At 62.2% G+C, this 21228-nt stretch carries 20 protein-coding genes; 7 read left to right on the top strand and 13 right to left on the bottom strand.

What is annotated here, in order from left to right:
- Window positions 1-54: 54 nt before the first annotated feature.
- Genes EPO09_RS13370 through EPO09_RS13360 form a run of 3 tightly spaced genes read left to right on the top strand, consistent with a single transcriptional unit; the run spans window position 55 to window position 3215 of the window.
- Entirely contained in the window at window positions 55-1284 is a 1230-nt protein-coding gene (locus tag EPO09_RS13370) for an acyl-CoA dehydrogenase family protein (protein ID WP_290643816.1), read from the top strand.
- A gap of 44 nt (window positions 1285-1328) precedes the next feature.
- Window positions 1329-2402 (top strand): phosphotransferase family protein, encoded by a 1074-nt coding sequence (locus EPO09_RS13365; RefSeq protein ID WP_290643815.1) that lies wholly within the window; start codon window positions 1329-1331, stop codon window positions 2400-2402.
- Window positions 2403-2444: 42 nt separating this feature from the next.
- Window positions 2445-3215, top strand: a complete 771-nt coding sequence (locus EPO09_RS13360; RefSeq protein ID WP_290643814.1) for an SDR family oxidoreductase — start codon at window positions 2445-2447, stop codon at window positions 3213-3215.
- A 12-nt stretch (window positions 3216-3227) separates the two neighbouring features.
- Here the strand turns inward: EPO09_RS13360 and EPO09_RS13355 are convergent, their stop codons facing one another.
- The 5 genes from EPO09_RS13355 to EPO09_RS13335 form a co-directional block, all read right to left on the bottom strand.
- Window positions 3228-4181 carry a sigma-70 family RNA polymerase sigma factor gene (locus EPO09_RS13355; RefSeq protein ID WP_290643813.1) on the bottom strand — a complete coding sequence of 318 codons (954 nt, stop codon included), beginning with the start codon at window positions 4179-4181 and terminating at the stop codon, window positions 3228-3230.
- A gap of 17 nt (window positions 4182-4198) precedes the next feature.
- Window positions 4199-4774 carry a hypothetical protein gene (locus EPO09_RS13350; RefSeq protein WP_290643812.1) on the bottom strand — a complete coding sequence of 192 codons (576 nt, stop codon included), beginning with the start codon at window positions 4772-4774 and terminating at the stop codon, window positions 4199-4201.
- 3 nt (window positions 4775-4777) lie between these two features.
- Window positions 4778-5161: a hypothetical protein gene (locus EPO09_RS13345; RefSeq protein ID WP_290643811.1), complete on the bottom strand. Its 384-nt coding sequence runs from the start codon at window positions 5159-5161 to the stop codon at window positions 4778-4780.
- 97 nt (window positions 5162-5258) lie between these two features.
- Window positions 5259-6059 (bottom strand): serine O-acetyltransferase, encoded by an 801-nt coding sequence (gene cysE, locus EPO09_RS13340; RefSeq protein WP_290643810.1) that lies wholly within the window; start codon window positions 6057-6059, stop codon window positions 5259-5261.
- A gap of 107 nt (window positions 6060-6166) precedes the next feature.
- Window positions 6167-6940 carry an RNA methyltransferase gene (locus EPO09_RS13335; protein WP_290643809.1) on the bottom strand — a complete coding sequence of 258 codons (774 nt, stop codon included), beginning with the start codon at window positions 6938-6940 and terminating at the stop codon, window positions 6167-6169.
- A gap of 292 nt (window positions 6941-7232) precedes the next feature.
- Here EPO09_RS13335 and EPO09_RS13330 point away from each other — a divergent pair, with 292 nt between their 5' ends.
- The gene (locus tag EPO09_RS13330) at window positions 7233-8255 is read left to right on the top strand and encodes an inositol monophosphatase family protein (RefSeq protein ID WP_290643808.1); all 1023 of its coding nucleotides are present in this window, start codon (window positions 7233-7235) and stop codon (window positions 8253-8255) included.
- A 124-nt stretch (window positions 8256-8379) separates the two neighbouring features.
- On the opposite strand, the gene EPO09_RS13325 is transcribed toward EPO09_RS13330, so the two are convergent.
- A complete protein-coding gene (locus EPO09_RS13325) occupies window positions 8380-10632 on the bottom strand; it encodes an alkaline phosphatase family protein (RefSeq protein ID WP_290643807.1) in 2253 nt (750 codons plus the stop codon).
- A 336-nt stretch (window positions 10633-10968) separates the two neighbouring features.
- Here EPO09_RS13325 and EPO09_RS13320 point away from each other — a divergent pair, with 336 nt between their 5' ends.
- Both EPO09_RS13320 and EPO09_RS13315 read left to right on the top strand, forming a co-directional pair.
- Entirely contained in the window at window positions 10969-12561 is a 1593-nt protein-coding gene (locus EPO09_RS13320; RefSeq protein ID WP_290643806.1) for a PKD domain-containing protein, read from the top strand.
- Window positions 12562-12613: 52 nt separating this feature from the next.
- Window positions 12614-13534, top strand: a complete 921-nt coding sequence (locus EPO09_RS13315) for a class I SAM-dependent methyltransferase (RefSeq protein WP_290643805.1) — start codon at window positions 12614-12616, stop codon at window positions 13532-13534.
- 36 nt (window positions 13535-13570) lie between these two features.
- On the opposite strand, the gene EPO09_RS13310 is transcribed toward EPO09_RS13315, so the two are convergent.
- The 7 genes from EPO09_RS13310 to EPO09_RS13280 are packed head-to-tail and all read right to left on the bottom strand — an operon-like array spanning window position 13571 to window position 20681.
- Complete coding sequence (locus tag EPO09_RS13310) at window positions 13571-14389, bottom strand: 3-keto-5-aminohexanoate cleavage protein (RefSeq protein WP_290643804.1); 819 nt, start codon at window positions 14387-14389, stop codon at window positions 13571-13573.
- A gap of 23 nt (window positions 14390-14412) precedes the next feature.
- Window positions 14413-14820 (bottom strand): hotdog domain-containing protein, encoded by a 408-nt coding sequence (locus EPO09_RS13305; protein ID WP_290643803.1) that lies wholly within the window; start codon window positions 14818-14820, stop codon window positions 14413-14415.
- A gap of 28 nt (window positions 14821-14848) precedes the next feature.
- Complete coding sequence (locus tag EPO09_RS13300; RefSeq protein ID WP_290643802.1) at window positions 14849-15628, bottom strand: OAM dimerization domain-containing protein; 780 nt, start codon at window positions 15626-15628, stop codon at window positions 14849-14851.
- Window positions 15625-17190: a lysine 5,6-aminomutase subunit alpha gene (locus tag EPO09_RS13295; protein WP_290643801.1), complete on the bottom strand. Its 1566-nt coding sequence runs from the start codon at window positions 17188-17190 to the stop codon at window positions 15625-15627. Before EPO09_RS13295 ends, EPO09_RS13300 begins: the two co-directional genes overlap by 4 nt.
- Window positions 17187-18293: a hypothetical protein gene (locus tag EPO09_RS13290; protein WP_290643800.1), complete on the bottom strand. Its 1107-nt coding sequence runs from the start codon at window positions 18291-18293 to the stop codon at window positions 17187-17189. Before EPO09_RS13290 ends, EPO09_RS13295 begins: the two co-directional genes overlap by 4 nt.
- An 18-nt stretch (window positions 18294-18311) precedes the next feature.
- Entirely contained in the window at window positions 18312-19406 is a 1095-nt protein-coding gene (locus tag EPO09_RS13285; RefSeq protein ID WP_290643799.1) for an L-erythro-3,5-diaminohexanoate dehydrogenase, read from the bottom strand.
- A 15-nt stretch (window positions 19407-19421) separates the two neighbouring features.
- Complete coding sequence (locus tag EPO09_RS13280; protein WP_290643798.1) at window positions 19422-20681, bottom strand: KamA family radical SAM protein; 1260 nt, start codon at window positions 20679-20681, stop codon at window positions 19422-19424.
- 165 nt (window positions 20682-20846) lie between these two features.
- Here EPO09_RS13280 and EPO09_RS13275 point away from each other — a divergent pair.
- Window positions 20847-21228, top strand: a 382-nt coding sequence (locus EPO09_RS13275) for an Lrp/AsnC family transcriptional regulator (RefSeq protein WP_290643797.1), incomplete at its 3' end; no start/stop codon positions are given.

The following is a 21228-nucleotide window of genomic DNA, read 5'->3' as shown; positions in this document are numbered from 1 at the left end:
CTGCGCGGCATCAAGGCTCAACGCCTGAATCGACAGCCAGAAAGAGAGCAGACCATGGACTTTGGCCATTCCCCCCGCGCCCTGGAGTACATCGAACGCGTCAAGACCTTCATGCGCGATCACGTGATCCCGGCTGAAGAGGCGTATCACTCGCAGATGACGGGTTCGCCCGATTGGCGTCAATGGCGCCAGCCTGCCCTGATGGAAGACCTCAAGGCCAAGGCCAAGGCCGCCGGCCTGTGGAACCTGTTCCTGCCGGATCCGCACCATGGCGCCGGCCTGAAAGTGGTGGAATACGCCGCGTTGGCCGAACTGATGGGCTACAACACCATGGCCGCCGAGGTGTTCAACTGCAACGCCCCGGACACCGGCAACATGGAAGTGCTGCACATGTACGGCTCGCCCGCGCAGCAGGACCGTTGGTTGACGCCACTGCTGGCCGGCGAGATCCGTTCTGCCTTCTGCATGACTGAGCCCGGCGTGGCCTCGTCGGATGCGACCAATATGGAAGCGACGGCTGTGCCTGAAGGCGACGAGGTCGTGCTCAATGGCCGAAAGTGGTTCAGCTCCGGCATTGGGCACCCCAACTGCAAGATCCTGATCTTCATGGGCCTGACGGACCCAACAGCCGAGCGCCATAAGCGCCACTCGATGATCCTGGTGCCGCTGGACACACCCGGCGTCAAGATCGAGCGCATGCTGCCTTCGTTCGGTGTATATGACGAGCCCTTTGGCCACGGCGAGGTCACCTTCGACAATGTGCGTGTGCCCAAGGAGAACATCATTGCCGGTCTGGGCCGTGGCTTCGAGATCGCACAAGGCCGCCTGGGCCCAGGGCGCATTCACCACTGCATGCGTTGCATCGGTGGCGCCGAGCGTGCGCTGGCGATGATGGCCGAGCGTGGCGACACGCGTGTGGCCTTTGGCAAGCCTTTGAACCAGTTGGGCGGCAATGTGGACGTGATTGCCAACGCTCGCATGGCCATCGAGCAGGCCCGTCTGCTCACGCAGAAGGCTGCATGGATGATGGACACGGTGGGGGTGAAGGCCGCCATGAGCGAGATCTCGCAGATCAAGGTGGTTGCGCCTAATATGGCGCAGGTGGTGCTGGACGCGGCCATCCAGATGCACGGCGCGCTGGGCGTCACGCTGGACACGCCGCTGAGCACCTTGGCCGCCTACGTGCGCACCATTCGCCTGGCCGATGGCCCGGACGAGGTGCACCGCAAGGTGGTGGCGAAGTTCGAGCTGGCCAGGCAGCGCGCCGCACGTGGTGAAGCCTGAGCGGCCGCCTAGCCAATGAGCAAGTATTCAAGGAGACAAAAGCAATGAGCGAGAAGTTGATCGACGCGGCCGGCCAGGTGCGCGCCGGTGAAGAGGTGGACCTGGGGCGTGTCACCGCCTACCTGCGTGCAGCGGGCCTGGCGGTTGAAGGCGAGCCGCAACTCAAGCAGTTCCCGGGCGGGGCTTCGAACCTGACCTACCTGCTGAGCTACGAGAACCGCGACCTGATCCTGCGTCGCCCGCCTTTTGGCCACATCGCCAAGTCGGCACATGACGTGGTGCGCGAGGCCCGCATCATGGAGATGCTCAAGCCTGTGTACCCGGCCGTGCCCAATGTGTACGCCATCTGTGAAGACACCGAGGTGATCGGTGCGCCCTTCTATGTGATGGAGCGCCTGGTGGGCGTGATCCCGCGCCAGAACTTGCCCGACGAGCTGGGTCTGGATGCCCCCAGGACACGCCAGCTCTGCCTGAACGTGCTCGACAAGCTGATTGACCTGCACATGCTCGATGCCAAGGCCGCAGGCCTCGACACCCTGGGCAAGGGCGAAGGTTATGTGGCCCGTCAGATCGAGGGCTGGAGCAAGCGCTTCCGCGCCGCACGCACGGATGACGTGTCCGACTTCGAATCGGTGATGCAGTGGCTGGCCGATAAACAGCCCAAGCAGGAGGTGGCGATCTGCCTGATCCACAACGACTTCCGCTTTGACAACGTGGTGCTGGACATCAACGATCCGATGAACGTGATCGGGGTGCTGGACTGGGAAATGGCCACGCTGGGCGACCCACTGATGGACCTGGGCAGCTCGCTGGCTTACTGGGTGCAGGCTGATGATGATCCCTTCATGCTGGGCTCGCGTCGCCAGCCTACCAATGCGCCGGGCATGCTCACGCGCAAGGAAGTGATCGAGTACTACGCGCAGCGCACCGGCTGGAGCGTTGCGAACTTCGATTTCTACGAGGTTTATGGCCTGTTCCGCCTGGCGGGCATCGTGCAGCAGATCTACAAGCGCTTCAAGGAAGGCAATGCACGCAACCCGGTGTTCGCCACCTTCGGGCCTTTTGCCAACTACCTGGGGCAACGCTGCGAACGCATCATTGCGCAGTCGTCGCTGTGAGCCTGTCAGCGCCTCTCCGCATCATTCAAGTCATTCCAAACCATGAGCATTCCCAATACGTTCGATCTGACGGGCAAGGTGGCCCTGGTCACCGGTGCCAGCCGCGGCATCGGCGAGGCCATTGCGCGCCTGATGGCCGCGCACGGTGCCCACGTCATTATCTCCAGCCGCAAGGCTGAGCCATGCGAAGCGGTGGCGCAGTCCATTCGCGAAGCGGGCGGCAAAGCCTCGGTGATCCCTTGCCATGTGGGCGAGATGGACCAGATCGATGCCACCTTTGCCGCCATTGAGCAGCAGTTTGGCCGCCTCGACATCCTGGTGAACAACGCGGCGGCCAATCCTTACTTCGGCCACATCAGCGATACTGATCTGGGCGCCTTTCAGAAGACCATTGATGTGAACATCCGTGGTTACTTCTTCATGTGCGCGCGCGGCTCCAAGCTGATGGCGAAGAACGGTGGTGGTTCCATCATCAACATCGCGTCGGTCAATGGCGTGGTGCCGGGCATGCTGCAAGGCATCTACTCGATCAGCAAGGCCGCCGTGATCTCGATGACGCACGCTTTCGCCAAGGAGTGCGCGTCGATGAAGGTGCGCGTCAACGCGATCCTGCCGGGTGCGACAGACACCAAGTTCGCATCGGCCTTGACCACGAACGACGCCATCCTGAAGGTGGTGATGGCGCACACGCCCTTGAACCGTGTGGCCGACCCCAAGGAGATGGCCGGCGCGGCGCTCTACCTGGCCAGCGATGCGGCCAGCTACACCACGGGCACTTGCCTCAATGTGGATGGTGGGTATCTGATCGCTTGATCGCAGAGGCTTTCATGTCTTGGGTACGTGCTTGAGCTTGTCAGGATTGCGCATCACATAGATGGCTGTGATCCGGCCTTCCTCGGCCATCTCCAGCGCCAGCGTCTGAACGACGGTGCCATCAGCCGCATGGAAGATGGCGCCGGGCATGCCGTTGATGAATGCTGGCCGTGTGGCGCCGGGCTCGCGCAGCCACAGGCGCGCAAACCCGACCAGCACTTGCGCCACCTTGTTCGCACCCTGTAGTGGCCTGGGTACCGAGTTGACTTTGCCTCCACCATCGGCCATGAACACGACGTCTTGCGCCAGGGTGTCTGCCAGCGCCTGCACATCGCCCATTTGCAAGGCCATGGCAAATGCCGTGGCGATGCGGGTGGCGCGCTCGGGTGATGGCACGCCGGCGCCTCTGCGGGCTTTGCCTGCCGGCAACGGTGCGGCCAGATCCGCTTGGGGGAACTGCTCATTGGGCGTCGGCACCGAAGCAGCCAATTGCTGGCGGGCTCGCGAGGCAAGTTGCCGGCAAGCCGCCGGGCTGCGGTCCAGCACCTGCGCAATGGCATCGAAGTCCCAGTCGAAGACCTCGTTGAGCAGGAAGACAGCACGCTCGCTGGGCGTCAGTCTTTGCAGCACCAGCAAAAAGGCGATCTCCAGATCCTGCGCCATGGCCAGCATGTCTTCGGCACTTGTTTGCGCCGTCTCGGAGTCATCCAGCCAGGGCTCTGGCAGCCACACACCAACGTATTGCTCGCGCTGCTTTTGGGCGGCGCGCAGCCGGTCGAAGCACAGCCGGGTCAGGGTCTGAGCGAGAAAAGCGCGCGGCTCGAGGATGTCTGCATGCGGCACCTCGCGCCAGCGCAGCCAGCAGTCCTGCACAGCGTCTTCGGCTTCAGCCACCGAGCCCAGCATCCGGTAGGCCAGGCCTCGCAAAAAACGGCGGTGTGATTCGAATTCGGTTGTTGCTTCCATGTGAGATTCGGTGTGGATCACCGGTCGCCGTAGTCAAGGATCTGGCATTGCTGATTGTGGCCCAGTGCGCGTTTGACCATGGGGAAGCTGCGTGCACCAGCCATGGCCAGGGTCAGTGATATCAGGCCTTGCTCGCCCCATTTGGCCGTGACACGTTGGCGCAGATCCTTGGCATGCGAATCGATTTCTATTGCTGTGGTGGCAGCAGCGCTGGTGCTCATGAGCGATCCTGGGTGGATGACCGCTTGCGCCCATTGGTAGGCGAGGGCAGTGTCTGGCCCCATGCCGTTCAAGTCGCCGCGCGTGATGGCTTTGATCATCTGTGGGGCGATGCCTTCGTGTCGCGCCATGTTGATGATCAGTTGCTGGCAAGGCCCGCAATCTTCGCTCTGCACGGCAACCCATTTGACAGCCAACCAAGGCGCGACGGGCGTGTGCCGGTCTCGGTATCCGGCAAGGGTGAACAAGCCTGAAAACGCCTTGAATGGTTTGAGCCCTGCCTGAAGTATCTGGTGGCTGTAAGCCATGTCGTAATTGAACTGCCGTGCGAACGCGTCCAGCTTCTTGCCGATGAAGGTTTTGAAGATCCACATGCTTCAGGCCCTCCTTGCGGACAAGCTTTGCCATGCCAACATGCTGCTTAGCAAAGCGGGCAAGGTCACGCCCGGGAAGACCTTCCACCAGACACCCCAGCCGCACAGGCCGGCGGCGAGTTCGTGCAAGTGCACGCCAGCATGGCTGATGAGAAAGAGAGCGGCCAGCATCGTTGACACCAAGGCGTCGGCTGGGCGCAGCAGGCCCCACGCCAGCGCCACAGCAGCGCTCACGTACGCGCAACCGATGTCCCGGATGAAGTGGAGGTTGAGCGGGCCGGTCAGGCTCACGGTCGGTATCGTGTGATACCAGCGCTCAGGTGCGAACAGCATGAACAGGCCATTGCCTGCCAGTGAAGAGGAAAGTAGGGCTCTGAGCCAGGTCATGGCGCGCTCCGTATGAAAGTGGGGATACCTTCATGACGAAGCCGCGCGGCACTTTGTGACGCGAAAGCAGAACTTTCGCAATTTATTTATCAACTGGCTATTTCACCAGTCGATTGAGCCCCTCGGCATCAAAGTGTTCTTGCGTCTGCGCATCGGTGGGCAGGCAGCAGCGGGCGTCCTCGGTCTGGGCGTCCTTGGCGAGTGTGCGGATGGCCTGCCACAGCAAGGTGATCTGGTGCTCATGGCCTGAGGCGTTGTCGATCAGGCCGCGCAGGGCTTGTGACAGCGGGTCATCGCCCTCGGTCACGCCATAGGCCGAGAAGCCCATGCGCGCCGCGATCGCTTCACGTTCTGCCTGCTTCTCGTCCATCACGGTGGCCTTGGCCACGATGATGCGCGCGGGGTTGCCCACTGCGGTGGCGCCTGGTGGCACAGGTTTGGTCACCACCGCATTGGAGCCCACGCGGGCGCCATCACCCACGGTGAAGCCGCCCAGCACCTGCGCGTTGGCGCCCACGATCACGCCGCGGCCCAGGGTGGGGTGGCGCTTGGTGCCTTTGCCCAGCGAGGTGCCGCCCAGGGTGACGCCCTGGTAGATCGTGCACTCGTCACCGATCTCGGCGGTTTCGCCCACCACAACGCCCATGCCGTGGTCGATGAAGACGCGGCGGCCGACCTTGGCGCCTGGGTGGATCTCGATGCCCGAGAAGAAGCGGGCCCAATGCGAGATCCAGCGCCCCAGCCACTTGAGCTGGTGCGTCCAGCACCAGTGCGCGACGCGGTGCATGGCCAGGGCGTGCAGACCGGGGTAACAGGTCAGCACTTCCCAGGCGGTGCGGGCCGCAGGGTCGCGTTCAAGGATGCAGGCGATGTCTTCTCGCAGTCGGGCAAAGAGCATGAAGAATGAGCTTATGCGTTTTTCGAATCAGGCCTGAGAGTTTACCGGGCCGTCACAAAGACCATGGCCGAGCAGGGCATCGGTATCTGTGCTTTGTCTGATGCGGATCAGCGCCGCTTGTCCATGATGGCCTTGGCAATGCCGCGCAGGATGTGGATCTCTTCCTGGCGCAACTCGGCGCGGTTGAGCAACTGGTTCAGCCGTGGCATCAGCTTCTTGGGGGCGGCCGGATCCAGAAAGCCCACTTCAATCAGCGCTTTCTCCCAGTGGTCCAGCGCACCTTGCACGGCGGCACCGCTGGCCAGATCAACGTCGGGCGTGCGGGCCTCGACGGGGAAGCCGCCCAGGGCTTGTCGCCACTCATAGGCCAGCACCTGCACGGCTTGAGAGAGGTTGAGCGAGCCGTAATGTGGATTGGTCGGGATGCTGATCACGGCATGGCAGCGGTACACGTCTTCATTGGCCATGCCGTAGCGTTCGCTGCCGAAGACGAAGCCCACTCGGTGCATCGGATCGTGGCGCGCCAGAGCGCCCAGGCCATCGCGTGGTGTGATCGTGGGCGGGCCGAAGTCGCGCGGTGTCATGGCGGTGCCGATGGCATAGGTGATGCCGTCCAGCGCCTCAGCCAGAGTGTCGACCACGCGGGCTCGCACGAGGATGTCGGCGGCGCCGCTGGCCAGGGCCACGGTTTCTTCCTGGATCAGTACGTCCTCAAAGCGTGGGCGTACCAGTACCAGATCAGAAAAGCCCATGACCTTCATGGCGCGCGCCGTGGCGCCCACATTGCCGGGGTGGCTGGTGCCGATCAGGATGAAACGGGTGGGATCGGCGGGGCCTGAAACAGGCGTGGCAGCAGGCGCTGGAGGCGGGGCAGATGTCATGAAAACTTCAGGATGTACGGCATGAATGCGCGATAAGCCCTTGATTTTGATCGGAATCGCTGAAAAAGGGGGTGCAAAAGCCAAACGGCTTCTGTAGAATGCTCGATTCTCCCTCGTTCTTTGATCACTGCTGCGCCCCCATCCCCTGCCTGGACTGTGTCTGGCCGGTGTGACTGCCTCGCTGACTTGCCTGGATCTTCCCCGTTTTCATCGGGTGAATGATCGGTTTGTCGCCAGTGCACCGTCGCTCTGTCATTCGTCTCAGGTTGTTTATCGGTTTCCAAGGTTAAACATGTCTCAAGCCCTGCATCCCATGCTCAATATCGCCATCAAAGCTGCTCGCGCAGCCGGGGCGATCATCAACCGGGCCTCGCTCGACATCGAGCGACTGACTGTGATCGCGAAGTCCCACAACGACTTCGTGACCGAGGTGGACAAGGCGGCAGAAGACGCGATCATCGGCACGATCCTCGAGGCCTACCCAGGCCACGGCATCCTGGCCGAAGAGTCGGGGCGCGAGCACGGCGCCCGCCACAGCGATTACGTCTGGATCATTGATCCGCTCGACGGCACCACCAACTTCATCCACGGCTTCCCCGTCTACGCGGTCTCCATCGCGCTGACCTTCCGTGGCCAGATCCAGCAGGCCGTGGTGTACGACCCCAGCCGCAATGACCTGTTCTATGCGTCCAAGGGCAAGGGCGCCTACATGAACGATCGCCGCATCCGTGTGTCCAAGCGCACGCGCATGCTCGATTCCTTGATCGGTACGGGCTTCCCCTTCCGCAAGGGCGACAACTTCCAGCGCTACATGAAAATGTTCGAAGACGTGATGGTGCAGTGCGCCGGCGTGCGTCGCCCGGGCGCTGCGTCGCTGGATCTCTGCTACGTGGCAGCCGGCTTCTACGATGCTTTCTTTGAAACTGGCCTGAGCCCCTGGGACGTGGCCGCAGGCGCGCTGATGATCACCGAGGCTGGTGGCCTGGTGGGCAACTTCACGGGCGAACCTGACTTCCTGTACCAGCGCGAAATCCTGGCTGGTACGCCGCGTATCTACGGTCAGATGGTCAAGACGCTGGCGCCTTACACCCGTGTGATCTCTGAAGCCGATGCCGCAGCTGCTGCGGCAGCCGCTGGCGAAGAAGGTGAGAGCGATCCGGAAGACGACGCGCTGATCCAGTCGCTGCAAGCCGCTGAAGACGAAGCGCAGGCCGCCAAGGCCGCTGCCGAGCCCGAGAAGCCCAAGCGCACCCGCATCACGGCGGCTGCCAAGGCTGCTGAAGTGCGCGAAGGCAAGGACGACGCACCGTTCTGATCGCTTTGATGCCGGGTGCCCCAGGCGGTGCCAGGTTGCGCGAACGATGAATAAAGGGGCACCCGATTGGCGTGCCCCTTTTCTTTTCCCTTGATAGACAGCCTTGCTCGGCTGGCAGCGTCAATCAGGACGGTGTGTTGCTGCGGCGCAGCCTCTCCAGCTTGGCTTGAGCCGCATCGGCATTCAACTCCGCTGGCTTGGTCTTGGTGCGCTTGGACGCGGGCTTCTTCGCACTCAGCCTGCCCTTGACCGTGGCGGCCGTCAGCGGCTGATCGCCGCCTGCTTCAGGCAACTGATCCACAAACATCAGCAGGGACTCGCGAGAGCCTTCGATCGGCGGCTCGATCTGAGACGTGAGGGCACCCTTGATCTGCGGCACGGTGATCTTCACCGGTGTGTCATCGCGTGGCGTTTTGCGGAACTGCAGCGCGTCCGCCATGCTGTTGGCACGCAAGGCGCCGGCACCGGTCTGCATGCGCTGGCCTAAAGGATCGAGCTTCCACTTCTCGCACAGGTAGCGCAGCAGGCTGGTGTGGTCGAACACCGTGGCGTTGACCTTGGCATCCAGCCAGGGCGAGACCAGGATGGTGGGAACACGCACGCCGAGGCGATCGAAGGACCAGTCAGCCGTGTGATTGTCGGGCGGTACGGTGGCGGGCGGGTTCACGTGGTCATAGAAGCCGCCATGCTCGTCATACGTGACCACGAACAGGGTGGACTTCCACAAGGCTTCATTGCTGCGCAAGGCGTTGTAAACACTGGCCAGCAGCATCTCACCTTTGCGGATGTCGGAGGGGGGGTGCTGGTCGTTCTCGTCCTTGCCGAAGTACTGGGGTTCGATGAAGGCGTACTCTGGAAAGTCGTTGGCATCACCTGCGGCCATCTCGTAGAAGTCGTCCATGTCCTTGTAGCCACGGAAGGTGAGATAGCGAGTCAGCAGACGTGTCAGCACGATGCTTTGCGGGACGCCCGAGTGGAAGATCTTCCAGTCAACGCGCCCATCTGACAGGCGATCGTAGATCGTGTCCTGGTAGTAGATGCGCATGTTTTGTGGTTCCTGCTTCGATGGCATCGTCAGATGCCCCAGGCAGGTGCCGCTGTGAATGAAGAAGCGGTTCTGCCACGTGGGGCCAGGCATGGACGAGAACCAGTGGTCACACACGGTGAAGTTGCGCGCCAGGGTGTGCAGGGCGGGCAGTGTGTCGTCCTTCGGTGTGGCACCAAAGTCGAAATAGGCCATGACCTGATCGAGTTCAGCTTGCGTGGCGTCCGGGTAGCGCTGCAGGAAGCTTTCGGCAAAGCCTGACATGGGGCTCGCTGCTGAGCCCAACTGCTTCATTGTGTCATCATGCTCGTGGTTGGGATCGCGCCCCTTTTCGAGTACCCATGCAGCGCCAGGTTTTTGCTGCACCACATGATCTTTGGACGTCTTATTGCTGCGCGGGGTGCCCTTTTGAGGGACGCCTTCCACGTCCTTGTTGAAGCGTGTCATCCCTCCCAGCATCTGATCGAAGGATCGGTTTTCCAGCATAAGCACGACCACGTGCTTGATCGGGTCGTCGCTCGGTGTGGCAGAGGCCTTGACGAAGGATTCTCCGCCCAGCATGCGCATGTGCGCGTCTTCACGAGGCACAGAGGCCTCACTGTGCTTGCGCAAATAGCCACGCCCATACATGTGTGCGGCCTTGGTGGCCATGCGCTTTTGTGCCTTGGCATCTTTGGCGCTGGCGTAGGTCTCGTGGGCCCGCTTGCGTGGGTCGTAGAAGCCGATGTAGCCCCCTTTGCTTACGCCAAATGAAGCCAGTCCTTTCTTCTTGCCATCGAGTTGCCCCAGGAAATCGTTGCGGCCACCTTCTTGCTCTTCCGGCGTGAAGTACAGCGGCAGCACGAAGTTGGACACTTCCACGCCATCGAGTGTGTAGCTCTGGCCTTGCACGGCATCGCACATCTCGAACCAGTGGAAAACCTCCACGCCAGGGCTGCTGGGGTGAGGGCCTTGAACCAACAGGTTGCCCTGCGGGTCTCCAACCAACTCGAGTGCCTCGTGAGACAGCGTGACAGTCCAGTTCTCGCCCAGCTGTTTGGAGAGCTTGGTGAACACGAAGCCGTAGGGCACGCCACGCGCGTTGGCATCGTGATAGCCCACCGCGCCATCGACGTCCACTTCATCCCACAGATAGATGATGGCGTCGCCACGCAACTCAGCCAGTGTGGCCTTGTCGGGTTTGGCGCCGATAGGCGCTTCCAGTCGCAGGGTGGCGCCAAAGCTCCAGTAGGGCTCGAAGTCATCCTTGATCTGGCGATTGATGGCGCGGATGACGGTCTGCAGCTCGGCATCGCTGATGCTGTTGGACCGGTTGACGATGGAAATCAACATGAGGGGCTCCTTGTTTTCGTGATGTGGATTGTCCATGCCTTGGCGGATGCGGATGGTTCAACGTGATGAGCTTGCTCGGGAAATCCCGGGGCGCAGGTGTGCACACGGCTTTGTGGGACATGCGCTTGGCTTGTGCAGTCACCCCCTCACACAAGGGGTGCAGGCGAACTTGTTGGCGTGCGCTGGAAGACTCTGGAGAGCAAAAAAGGGGGGGAGTCTTGCCATGAGATACAGCCTGGTGTTCGTTGTCATGTGTGCGCTGTCGTTGACGTCATGTGGCGGCGGGGGCAACAGCGATACGCAGGCGACGCCGTCCACGGCGGGGCTGGTGGTGTCGTGCTGCCAATTCAGTTGTCCGATCCGTCTGCCCCCGCCACCACGGTAGATACCGGCACGTCAGTAGCCTTCGAAGGCGGGCAATGCTTGGGCGGCAGTGGCACGCTCACCACCTTATGGAGCTTTGGTGACGGCACCAAGATGAGCAATACCAATACGCACATCTACGCCAGCCCTGGTCAGTACTCCGTGTTTGTGACTTGCACGGACTCAGGCTCACGCCAGACCCTGACGACCTTGCCCATCACCTTGACCGTCACGCCCTTGAATCCTCATGGGTTCCTTGGGCGGGCGTGGTCGAACTATCAGGCTGTGGATGCGCGAAATCCCTCCATCTACCCTCTGGCTGGTCTGGCTGAAGATGGCCGGGTGTACGGCGCCTGGTTGCAGAACGAGGGTAGTGGTGCAGGCGTCGCTTCCGGACGCATGGATACGGGCACACCCAGGAGTTGGCTCCTGGAGGGACTGCTGCCACTCAGTGGCCCCTTGGTCTCCTTCAACAACAATACGCTGGCGCAACGTGTCGCGCCGCTCGACATGGCGGTGTCGCCACAAGGTCGCGTGTTGCTGGCCTGGGTGGCCGGTACCTCGCTTTGGTATGCGGTGCGTACGCCAGATGTAGGCTGGAGCATGCCTGTTCAAACCGCGCTGACGCCTTCATCCACCACGATCAAGGTGGCGGTCAATGATGCGGGCGATGGGGCCATCGCGTATTGCACATCGGGCGGAGCGCAAGTCGTGACGGTCTCCAGTGGCAGCACGGTGACATCCACGCCTCAACTGATCAGCTCGCGTTGCAGTGCCATGGTGGGCTATGCCGGTACCGGCTTGCAGTTGGCCAAGGCCTTCGATGTGGCCATCGACAACACGAACTCGACCGTTCATGCCGTCGGCTTGATGCCTTCAAACAGCACAGCAGGCAAGTCGCAGATCCTGTTGCGCAAATACCTGCCAGGCAGTGGCTGGGCCGAAGCTGAGGCGGTCTCTGCAGAGTTGCCTCAGGCGTCATTCAGCAGCAGCTTCTCCTTGTCGTACTCCTTGGCTCCTGCCGGGCAATTTGCTGGCGTGGTGTGGTCGCAGTTGGGGGTAAGTGGTGTCTCCAATGCCTACGCGCGGATGGCTGACAGCGGGGTATGGGGCGCCATCAATCCTTTGCAATCCAACGCCAGCGCGCCTTACGCCTTGCCCTTGATTGCGGTCAATGATGGCGGCCAGGCGTTTGTGGCCATGGGCCAGGACAGCCCTGCGCAATCCACCTACTTCATGTACCTTACCAACTACAGCGCGGCCAATGGCTGGATGGCCAATCCAGTTAAAGCCAACACCTGGGGTGGTTTCTCTGCCGTTGATGTCGCCATCGATCAGTTCGGCCATGGCCTGGTGACGCATTGCGATATTGGCGTGGATACGGTGGCAGGCACTTTGAGTAGTACGGGGGGCTGGTCAGGCTTCAGGACCGTCACCCCGCTGTATGGCAAGAACGCTTTCCACTACCAGGCCATGCGTGCCTTGCCGGATGGGCGAGCGATCCTGATGACCTCTGTACTGGCCACGACGGGGTATGCACCGTCAGGCTTCGTCTTGCTGCAGTAATCTCGGTGAGAATGGCGGCCTTCTTCGTTTGAGATGCCGCCGCGTACACACCATGCAAGCCCTGCTCGATGCCATCGCCACGATGCGCATGCCCCTTGATGCCCAGCGCATCTTCCATGGTCGTGGTGGCTTGTTCCCCGGATGCGAGCAGTGGACGCTGGACGCCTATCCGCCAGTCTGGGTGCTGACCAGCTTCTTGCCTGTCAGCGATGAGGATCTGGCGGTGCTGCACGAGGCCTTGTTCGCACGATGGCAGGTGCTCTCACCGGATACACCGTTGAACTGGGTCTTCCAATATCGGAGCGACTTGCGCGCCGACACGCGCCTGATGTCTGGCAGCGTGCCTGATCCCCATGATGTGACTGAAAACGGCGCGCGCTTTCGCGTTCACCTGCTGCGCGGCCAGAACCATGGCTTGTTCCTGGACATGTCTGAAGGGCGCCGCTGGGTGCGCGAGCTGGTGGCTGCACGGCCCGGCATGAAGGTGCTCAACCTCTTTGCTTACACCTGTGCGTTTTCCGTGGTGGCCATGCAGGCGGGCGCCAGGCAGGTGATCAATATGGACATGGCCAGTGGTGCATTGGGCATTGGCAAGCAGAACCATCACCTCAATGGCGTGGCGGCGGGCGCCAGCTTTTTGCCGCATGACATCTTCAGTTCATGGGGCAAGATCAATCGCCACGGGCCTTATGACCTGATCATCGCGGACCCGCCCACATATCAAAAGGGCAGCTTCATCGCCGAGAAGGACTATGCGCGCCTGATGCGGCGTCTGCCCGATCTGCTGATGCCAGGTGGGCACGCGATGTTGTGCCTGAACTCGACCAAGCTGGGGCCTGAGTTTTTGCAGGATTTGATGCAGGTGGAGGCGCCTGCCTTGAGCTTTGTGGAGCGCCTGCCCAATCCGCCCGTGTTTGCGGATCTGCAGCCTGATCGGGCTTTGAAAGTGCTGATCTACAGGGCGCCGGATTGAACGGGCGCTGATCGGGGGGCCTCTTGTTGCGCAGGATCAGCGTGCAGCGAGGTTCAGGATCTGCCTGGCTTCTTGCGGCGTGGCCACTGGGCGATCTAATTCGTTGGCGATGCGCACGATGCGTGCGACCAACTGGGCATTGCTGACGGCCAGCTCACCCTTGCGGTAGTAGATGTTGTCTTCGAAACCCACGCGCACATGGCCGCCCAGCAAGATGGCCATGGTGGTCAGTGGTAATTGGGCTGCGCCGATACCGGCTACCGTCCAGGTGGCATCAGGCGGAAGTTCCGAGAGCATGTACATCAAGGCCTGCGGTGTGCCGACCATGCCACCGGGCACGCCCATGACCAGATCGAAGTGAGCAGGGCTGGCCAGCGCACCTTTGTCCAGCCAGCGCTTGGCCGTGGCCAGCATGCCGCTGTCAAAGATCTCCAGTTCGGGTTTGACGCCTTGCAACTGCATCTCGCGGGCAAAGGCATCGATGTCGGATGGGTGGTTGTAGAACACATCGCCGCCAAAGTTGACCGATCCCATCGACAGCGTGGCCATCTCGGGGCGCAGGGCCACTGGGGCCAGGCGTTCATGGGCGCTCATGCCCACGGCGCCACCTGTCGAGATCTGCACGATCACGTCGCAGCGCTGGCTGACTTCGTCCATGATCTGGCGGTAGATCTCTTTGTCTTGCGTGGGTGTGCCATCCGGCCAGCGTGCGTGAACGTGCACGATGCTGGCGCCAGCGGCGGCACATTCTGCTGCGGCTATGCCAATCTCTTCGGGTGTGATGGGCAGGGCGGCTTGCTGCTCGCGGCTGACCTCGGCGCCCGTGAGTGCGGCGGTGATGATGAGCTTGTCCATGATGCGACTCCTTGGTCAGAGCTTTAGGACTTTGTGGTGCCCCTCTGGCAGTTGGCAGGCACCACGCAGGTACCAGAAGCACGGCAAACTACCTCGGGCTCCGGCAGCACATCGCAAGCCGATGGCTGGCCGGGCACCTGGGCCGCGCTGATCACCTTGCGGGCCTCGAACACCATCTTGCGGGAGGTTTTGCCCATGGATTCGATGCGGCCTGTCGCTTCGATGTAATCGCCCGCATGGACCGGTGCCAGGAACTCGACTTTGTCATAAGCCACAAACAGGCCTTCGTCGCCATCGCTTCGGATCAGCAGTTCTGTGGCCACGTCGCCGAACAGTTGCAGCATCCGTGCGCCGTCGACCAGATTGCCGGCGTAGTGGGCCTCATGGGCGCTGATGCGCAGTCGGATGAGGCTGGTGATGGGCTTGTCCATGATGAGGTCTCCATGTGTTTGAGGCGCTTCAACGTGTGTCACGTGCGACGGAGGGCGCATGCCGCCGCGCCCATTCGTCGATGGCAAACGAGGCTACGTTCTCGGCGTACGAGCCCGGCCCGAAACCGGCGTCATAACCCAGCTCCTTGGCCAGTTCGTGGCTGATGCGCGGCCCGCCGACAACGAGGATGACGCGCTCGCGCAGGCCTTCGGCTTCGAGGATGTCGGCCAGTCGCGTGAGGTTGTCGAGATGGATGTTCTTTTGCGTCACGATTTGCGAGACGAGGATGACGTCGGCCTGTTCCTCGATGGCGCGTGCCACCAGATCTTCAGAATCCACCTGGGCACCCAGATTGATGGCGCGCATCTCGTGATAGCTCTCCAGGCCCTTGTGGCCGTTGAAGCCCTTCATGTTCATGATCGCGTCGATGCCCACCGTGTGCGCGTCAGTCTCGATGCAGGCGCCCACTACAACCATCTTGCGGCCCATGAGCCTGGCGATCTTCTCGTTGATCGCGTCCTTGTCGAGCACTTCGAACTCAGGCTTGGCCACCTGGATGCGGCTCATGTCCACACGGTGCTTGCACTGGCCGTAGACCACATAGAAGGAGAAGGCCGGCCCCATGGCTTCGCTGTGCACCACAGCGGGTTCATCCAGGCCCATCTGTAGCGCCAGTTGTCGGGCGGCTTCCTTGCTGTTGTCGTCTAGCGCAACAGGCAGCGTGAACGACAGTTGCACGCGGCCATCGTCCATGGTGTCGCCATAAGGCTTGACCCACCTTGGCGTGTGTTGCAGGGTGTCGTTCATGATGCGCGCTCCTCGTTCATGCCAGGCAGCATCAAGGCCGGGAATGGGTTGTAGTAGTCGGCAGCTTTCGCGATGACGCCGTCCAGCCCCTTGCCGCCCGTGAGCGTGCGGGAGATATCGGCGAAGGTGCCTTTGGCAATGGCGGCAGGCAGGCCGGTCTGCTCGATCTCGGCCAGCAAGGACGTGGTTTCAGCCAGCACCTGCTGGGCTCTGCGCTCGATCTGCCCACCGGGCGTGAAGCTGATCTCGGCATGCAGCTCGCGCATGGTGGCAAACACATAGCGTGCGTTCTGGATGGCGAGGAAGCGGTCCTGGATGAAGGGCGTGTGAATGGCCTCGGTCATCATCCCCAGCAGGTGGATGTTCTGCTGCGTGAGTACGCTCACCACATTGAACAAGGCATCCTGGACATGGCCTTTGAAGATGTTGCCCGTCATGTGCTTGGTGGGCGGCATGTATTTGAGGCAAGCCTGCGGGAACACCTGCCTGACCAGTTGCGCATGGGCCAGCTCCCACAGGAAGCCGTTGTCCAGGGATGGGTTGATCTCGAAGGCGTGGCCCAGGCCCATCTGATCGGGCTTCAAGCCGGAGATGTAGGCGAACTGTTCATTGATGAGCTGGGATGCCAGCACCGTGTGGGCCGCGTCATAGGCATCCGCCGTGGTGAGGTAGTTGTCTTCACCCGTGTTGATGATGATGCCGGCGTAGCCATTGACCATGCGTGAGAAGAACTGGTCGATGAAGGTTCGTTGCATGTTGATGTCGCGGAAGATGATCCCGTACATCGAATCGTTGAGCATCATGTCCAGGCGCTCCATGGCACCCATGGCCGCGATCTCCGGCATGCACAGGCCTGAGCAGTAATTGGTCAGGCGGATGTAGCGGCCGATCTTGCGCCCCACCTCATCGAGCGCCGCGCGCATGAGGCGGAAGTTCTCTTGCGTGGCATACGTGCCGCCGAAGCCTTCGGTGGTGGCGCCATAGGGCACGTAGTCCAGCAGGCTTTGGCCCGTGGAGCGGATCACGGCGATCACGTCGGCGCCTTGCTCGGCGGCGGCGCAGGCCTGGGTGATGTCTTCAAAAATGTTGCCCGTGGCCACGATGAGGTAGAGCCACGGTGTGGGGGCTTCGCCGCCGGCATCGCGCACGGTGGCTTCTCTGAAAGCGCGTTGTTTGGCGATGCGCTGGCACACGGCTAGGGCCATCTCATGGGCGCGTTCGCGGGCGTCGGCTTCGTCGCTTGGGCGCTGCAGCGTCAAACGGCCATCCGCTACTGCTTGCGCCAATTCCTGGATGCCGATCTGGTGTTGTGCCATGGTGCCGGCTACCACTGAAGCCGCGCCATGCTGTACCAGCCCTCGCTCATGAAGGTGGCTGATCACCCGATTGGGCAGCGGCACCTGGTCGCCATCGACCCCATCCATCCCCATCAGGCGCAGGGTGGCGCGTTCGACCGTGGTCGTCGTGAAGCGGTGCATGTCGTCATACACCTGATGGGCGATCCGGCTGGCGCTGCGGCGTGCGCGGTCGATCTGGGCTTGATCCAGTGCGAGGCGGCTCATGTTTCCTCCTTCGTCAGCAGGACGTCTGTCACGATGTGTTGAGGGAAGGCCTGGCGGGCTTGTGCCAGGAAGGCTCGCGCGTCAAAGCTGCCGCCAAACGGCGACCAGGGGTTCAGCGTGATGCCAGCCAGATGCACGGCCCGCTGTGCCAGCACCTGCGCGCCCGCACGTTCGAAGGCGTTCAGATCGATGGCATCAATGAAGAGCTTGGTACCATCCGATACGACCAGCCTGAGTCCTGGGTGGTGTTGCGCCACCTTCATCAAGGCTTGCCACAGGCGTTGGCCCACCGCTCCGGATACCGCGATCACAGCGATGTCTTTTTCTATCTGATCCAGGATGACGGGGGCGGCGTTGAGCGTGGGGATCACCTCGTTGAAGAGGCACCCGCCTTGGCTGTTCCAGATGCCTACGCCGCCCTTGTCGAACGTGGTCAGTACTCGTTTCAGCAGTTCAGCCGGCGCAGCGGGCGCGCCCAGAATCGCCAGCCTGTCTCGGGTCTTGCGCAGCACATCATCCATGCCACCACCAAGGGCTGCGCCTGTGGCCAGGATGACGCCGTCGGCCATGGCGGGCGAAGCATGGTGGCTGCGCCCCAGCGCGCCATCCAGCAGCACCATGTCTGCACCGCATTGCCTCAGCAGCGCGATGACCTTGTGCTGATCGAGGCTGCGAGAGGCGCCGGCCACTTCCATGTCGCCCGCATCCAGCACCTTGACGATGACGATCTCGCCCATGGGGCTGTGCACGCCCGTGGCGTCGATCAGTTTGACCCGAGCGCGGGCGCGCAGCAGGGTGTCTCTGGCTGTGGCCACCAGGCAACCTGGCGTGACCATGACCGGGGGCTTGGGAATGGCAAACACCTGATCACGTTCTTCGCCATCGCGCCCGATGGAGGTCACGCCGACATGCATCTGCGCCTCGTGCGCTTGCGCCAGCAGGTGATTGAGGCACACCGTCTTGCCTGTGTTCTTGCTCATGCCCATCACGGCCACGGTGCGCAGGCCTTTCGCACGTATGCCTCGCCACAAGTCGGTATGGCTGGCTGGCAGCATGGTGTCTGCAGCGTATGGCGAGTGTGGAGTGTGAGTGACGGCGGTCATGATGAGTTCGCGTCTTTGTCAGACGTACAGCGTCTCGAAAAGTTGCCGCAGTTGCGGTGATTCACGCAGCAGAGACAAGGCATAGTTGGCATTGCCCTTGGCGTAGCCATTGCCCATCAGCATGTCCACATCCTTGCCCACGCCTTCTGCGCCCAGGGAGGCGGCTGTGAAGCTCGTGGCCATCGAAAAGAAGTAGATGCGGCCCCGGTCTTTCGTGGCCAGGATGCTGCCCATTTCGGTGTGCGGCAGGTTCACGCAGTTGATCACCACGTCAGCCAACCGGCCGTGTGTGGCCTCGGACACCGCTTGCATCATGGCCACGGCGTTGGTGGCATCCACACGCAGGGCATGGTCAACCCAGCCCAGTTCACGCATGCGTTCGCAATCCTTCTCGAACGGCGAGATGCCGATCACGCAGCCATCAGGCCCGGCGCGCTTTCTGGCTTCGTACACACACAAGGTGCCTGACTTGCCGCCTCCGCCCACCACGACCACCGTGTCACCGGGCCGAACCAGGCGCGCTGTCTGTGCCGGTGCGCCGGCCACATCCAGAATGGCCAGCGCCACTTTCTCGGGGATGTCATCGGGCAGTTTCGCGTACAAGCCGCTTTCAAACAGGATGGCCTGGCCAGTGATGTCCACCTGATCCTTGTCTTGATGCACGTGGTGAATGCGGTCAATGCGCAGTGGCGTCAGCGAGAGCGACACCATGGTGGCGATGCGGTCGCCCACAGCCAGATCGGTCTGGCCAGCCAGGGCAGCACCGATGGACGCCACGCGCCCGATCAACATGCCGCCTGATCCTGTTGCCGGGTTGTGCAGCTTGCCACGCTGCGCCACGATGTCGAGGATGGTGGCGGCGATACGGTCAGGATCACCTTGGGACGCCTGCTTGATCTGCGTGAAGCTGGCCGCGTCCACGTTGAGGGCCTGAACGTCGATCAGGATCTCGTTGTCATACGCCGCCATGGTGTTGTCGATGCGCCAGGCGGGTTGCGGCAGCACGCCAGCAGGTTGCAGGACGCGGTGTGTGCCGTAGGGGCAACCGTGCTGGCCGGCATGCATCAGTGCAGGCGGCACGGCCCGGTTGGCATGGAGCAGATGAGCTGACATGGCCTGGCCCTCCCTTCAGTTGCTCTGCGAAGGCAGGCTGAAGTGCTGCCCCAGGCCCGGCATTTCCACCGTCTTGCCGGCGTAGTTGCGGCAGTGGATGGTGGTGCCGCTGCCATCGGGCAGGGCTTCTTCACGCACATAGCTGGGGATGATGGGCAGCTTGCCCAGGCCACCCAGGCCATCGACGATGAAGGTGGGCACGGCCGGGCCGCTGATCCAGCCGCGAAGGCCTTCGTACAGCTCCAGCATGCGGCGGTGCGGCACGATGAAGTGATGGGCGCCTTCCACCATGTCGGTGGAGTACACGTAGTACGGCCGCACGCCCATCTCGATCGCTTGCATGAACAGCTCGCGCATCACCTCCACGCTGTCGTTCACGCCCTTGAGGCACACGGACTGCAGGCCCATCATGATCCCGGCCTTCTGCAGCATCTTCACGCGCTGACGCAGCAGGGGCGTGATCTCCTTGTGGTGGTTGATGTGGATGTTGACCATCTGCACGCGGTGCTTTTCCAGCACGGCGCACAACTCGGGCGTGATGCGGGTGGGCAGCTGCACCACCATGCGCGAGCCGATGCGCAGGAAGCGCACATGCGGTGCACGGCTGCGGATCGCGCCCAGGATCTCGTCGAGGCGCTCGTCGGTGAAGGTCAGCGGGTCACCGCCGGAGAGCAGCACGTCTTCGATGTGCTTGTTGCTGGCGATGTAGTCGATCGAGGCTTCGATCTCATCCTTGTGCACCGAACCCGATGGCTGCGACACCATGCGCTTGCGCGTGCAGAAGCGGCACAGCGCTGCACACGTGTTGCTGACAAGGAAGAGCACGCGGCGCGGGTAGCGGTGCACCACGCTGGTCCCGGGGATGGTGTCGCGCTCTTCGCCCAGCTCGTCCAGCATGGTGGCAAAGCCTGGGTTGGTCTGTTCGTGGAAGGAGGGCAGGTACTGCAGGCGGATGGGGCAGTTCGGGTCATCGCGGTCCATCAGTTGCGCCATGTACGGCGTAACCGAGATGGCGAACTTGTCATACACGGTGTGGTTGACGTCCTCGACCTTGTGGAGCACGCCCATCAGTTCGGTGTGGTGGGTGTAGCGGCGGGAGAACTGCTTCTGCCAGGGCTCGCTCTCCGGGTCGTAGGCCTGGAGCTCGTCCCAGCTCAGGAGCTTCCTGGGTGTGGTCGAACAGGGCGCGGGCGCCGCATCCTGAGGCTTGATGAAGGTGACCGGGACTTCGGCCATCGGGGCTTCAGCGTGAGGGGCCTCTAGAACGTGCGGCATGGTGGCGCTCCTGCTAGCGGAGGGCGGGGCCTGCTGGCGAGGCTCGCGACGGGCTTGACCGCCGTCCATGGGTATCAGTCTATGAAGCCCAAGCGCCGATGAAAACCGTCAATCTGACTGAAATATGTCGATCAAATCAGTCGTTTTGATGCAAATAATGGCGACATGAGCAAGTCAGCATCCAACAAGGGGCCCAGCACGGCCAGCCGGATCGTGCTGGACGATCTGGACCACCAGCTCATCGAGCTGTTGAAGGTCAACGCCCGCCTGCCGCTGGTCAACATCGCCAAGGCCTTGGGCTGCGCGCGCAGCACGGCGCAATTGCGGCTGAAAGCGCTGGAGGATGCCGGCGTCATCACCGGCTACACGGTGAGCGTGAGCAGCACGCGGGGGCCCAATGTGATTCGGGCCATGGTGCTGATCTCGATTGAATCCCGCCATGAGCCCAGCGTGATGCGCGAGCTGGCCAAGCGCCACGAGATCACCAAGCTGTATTCGGTGAGCGGCCGCTATGACCTGTGCGCCATGCTGCTGACAGACTCCACGC

The sequence above is a fragment of the Aquabacterium sp. genome, assembly GCF_004297345.1.
In the GTDB taxonomy this organism is placed as follows: Bacteria; Pseudomonadota; Gammaproteobacteria; order Burkholderiales; family Burkholderiaceae_C; genus Aquabacterium.
Note: the sequence above shows the minus strand (reverse complement) of the source record. Positions and strands in the feature narration are given on the sequence as shown.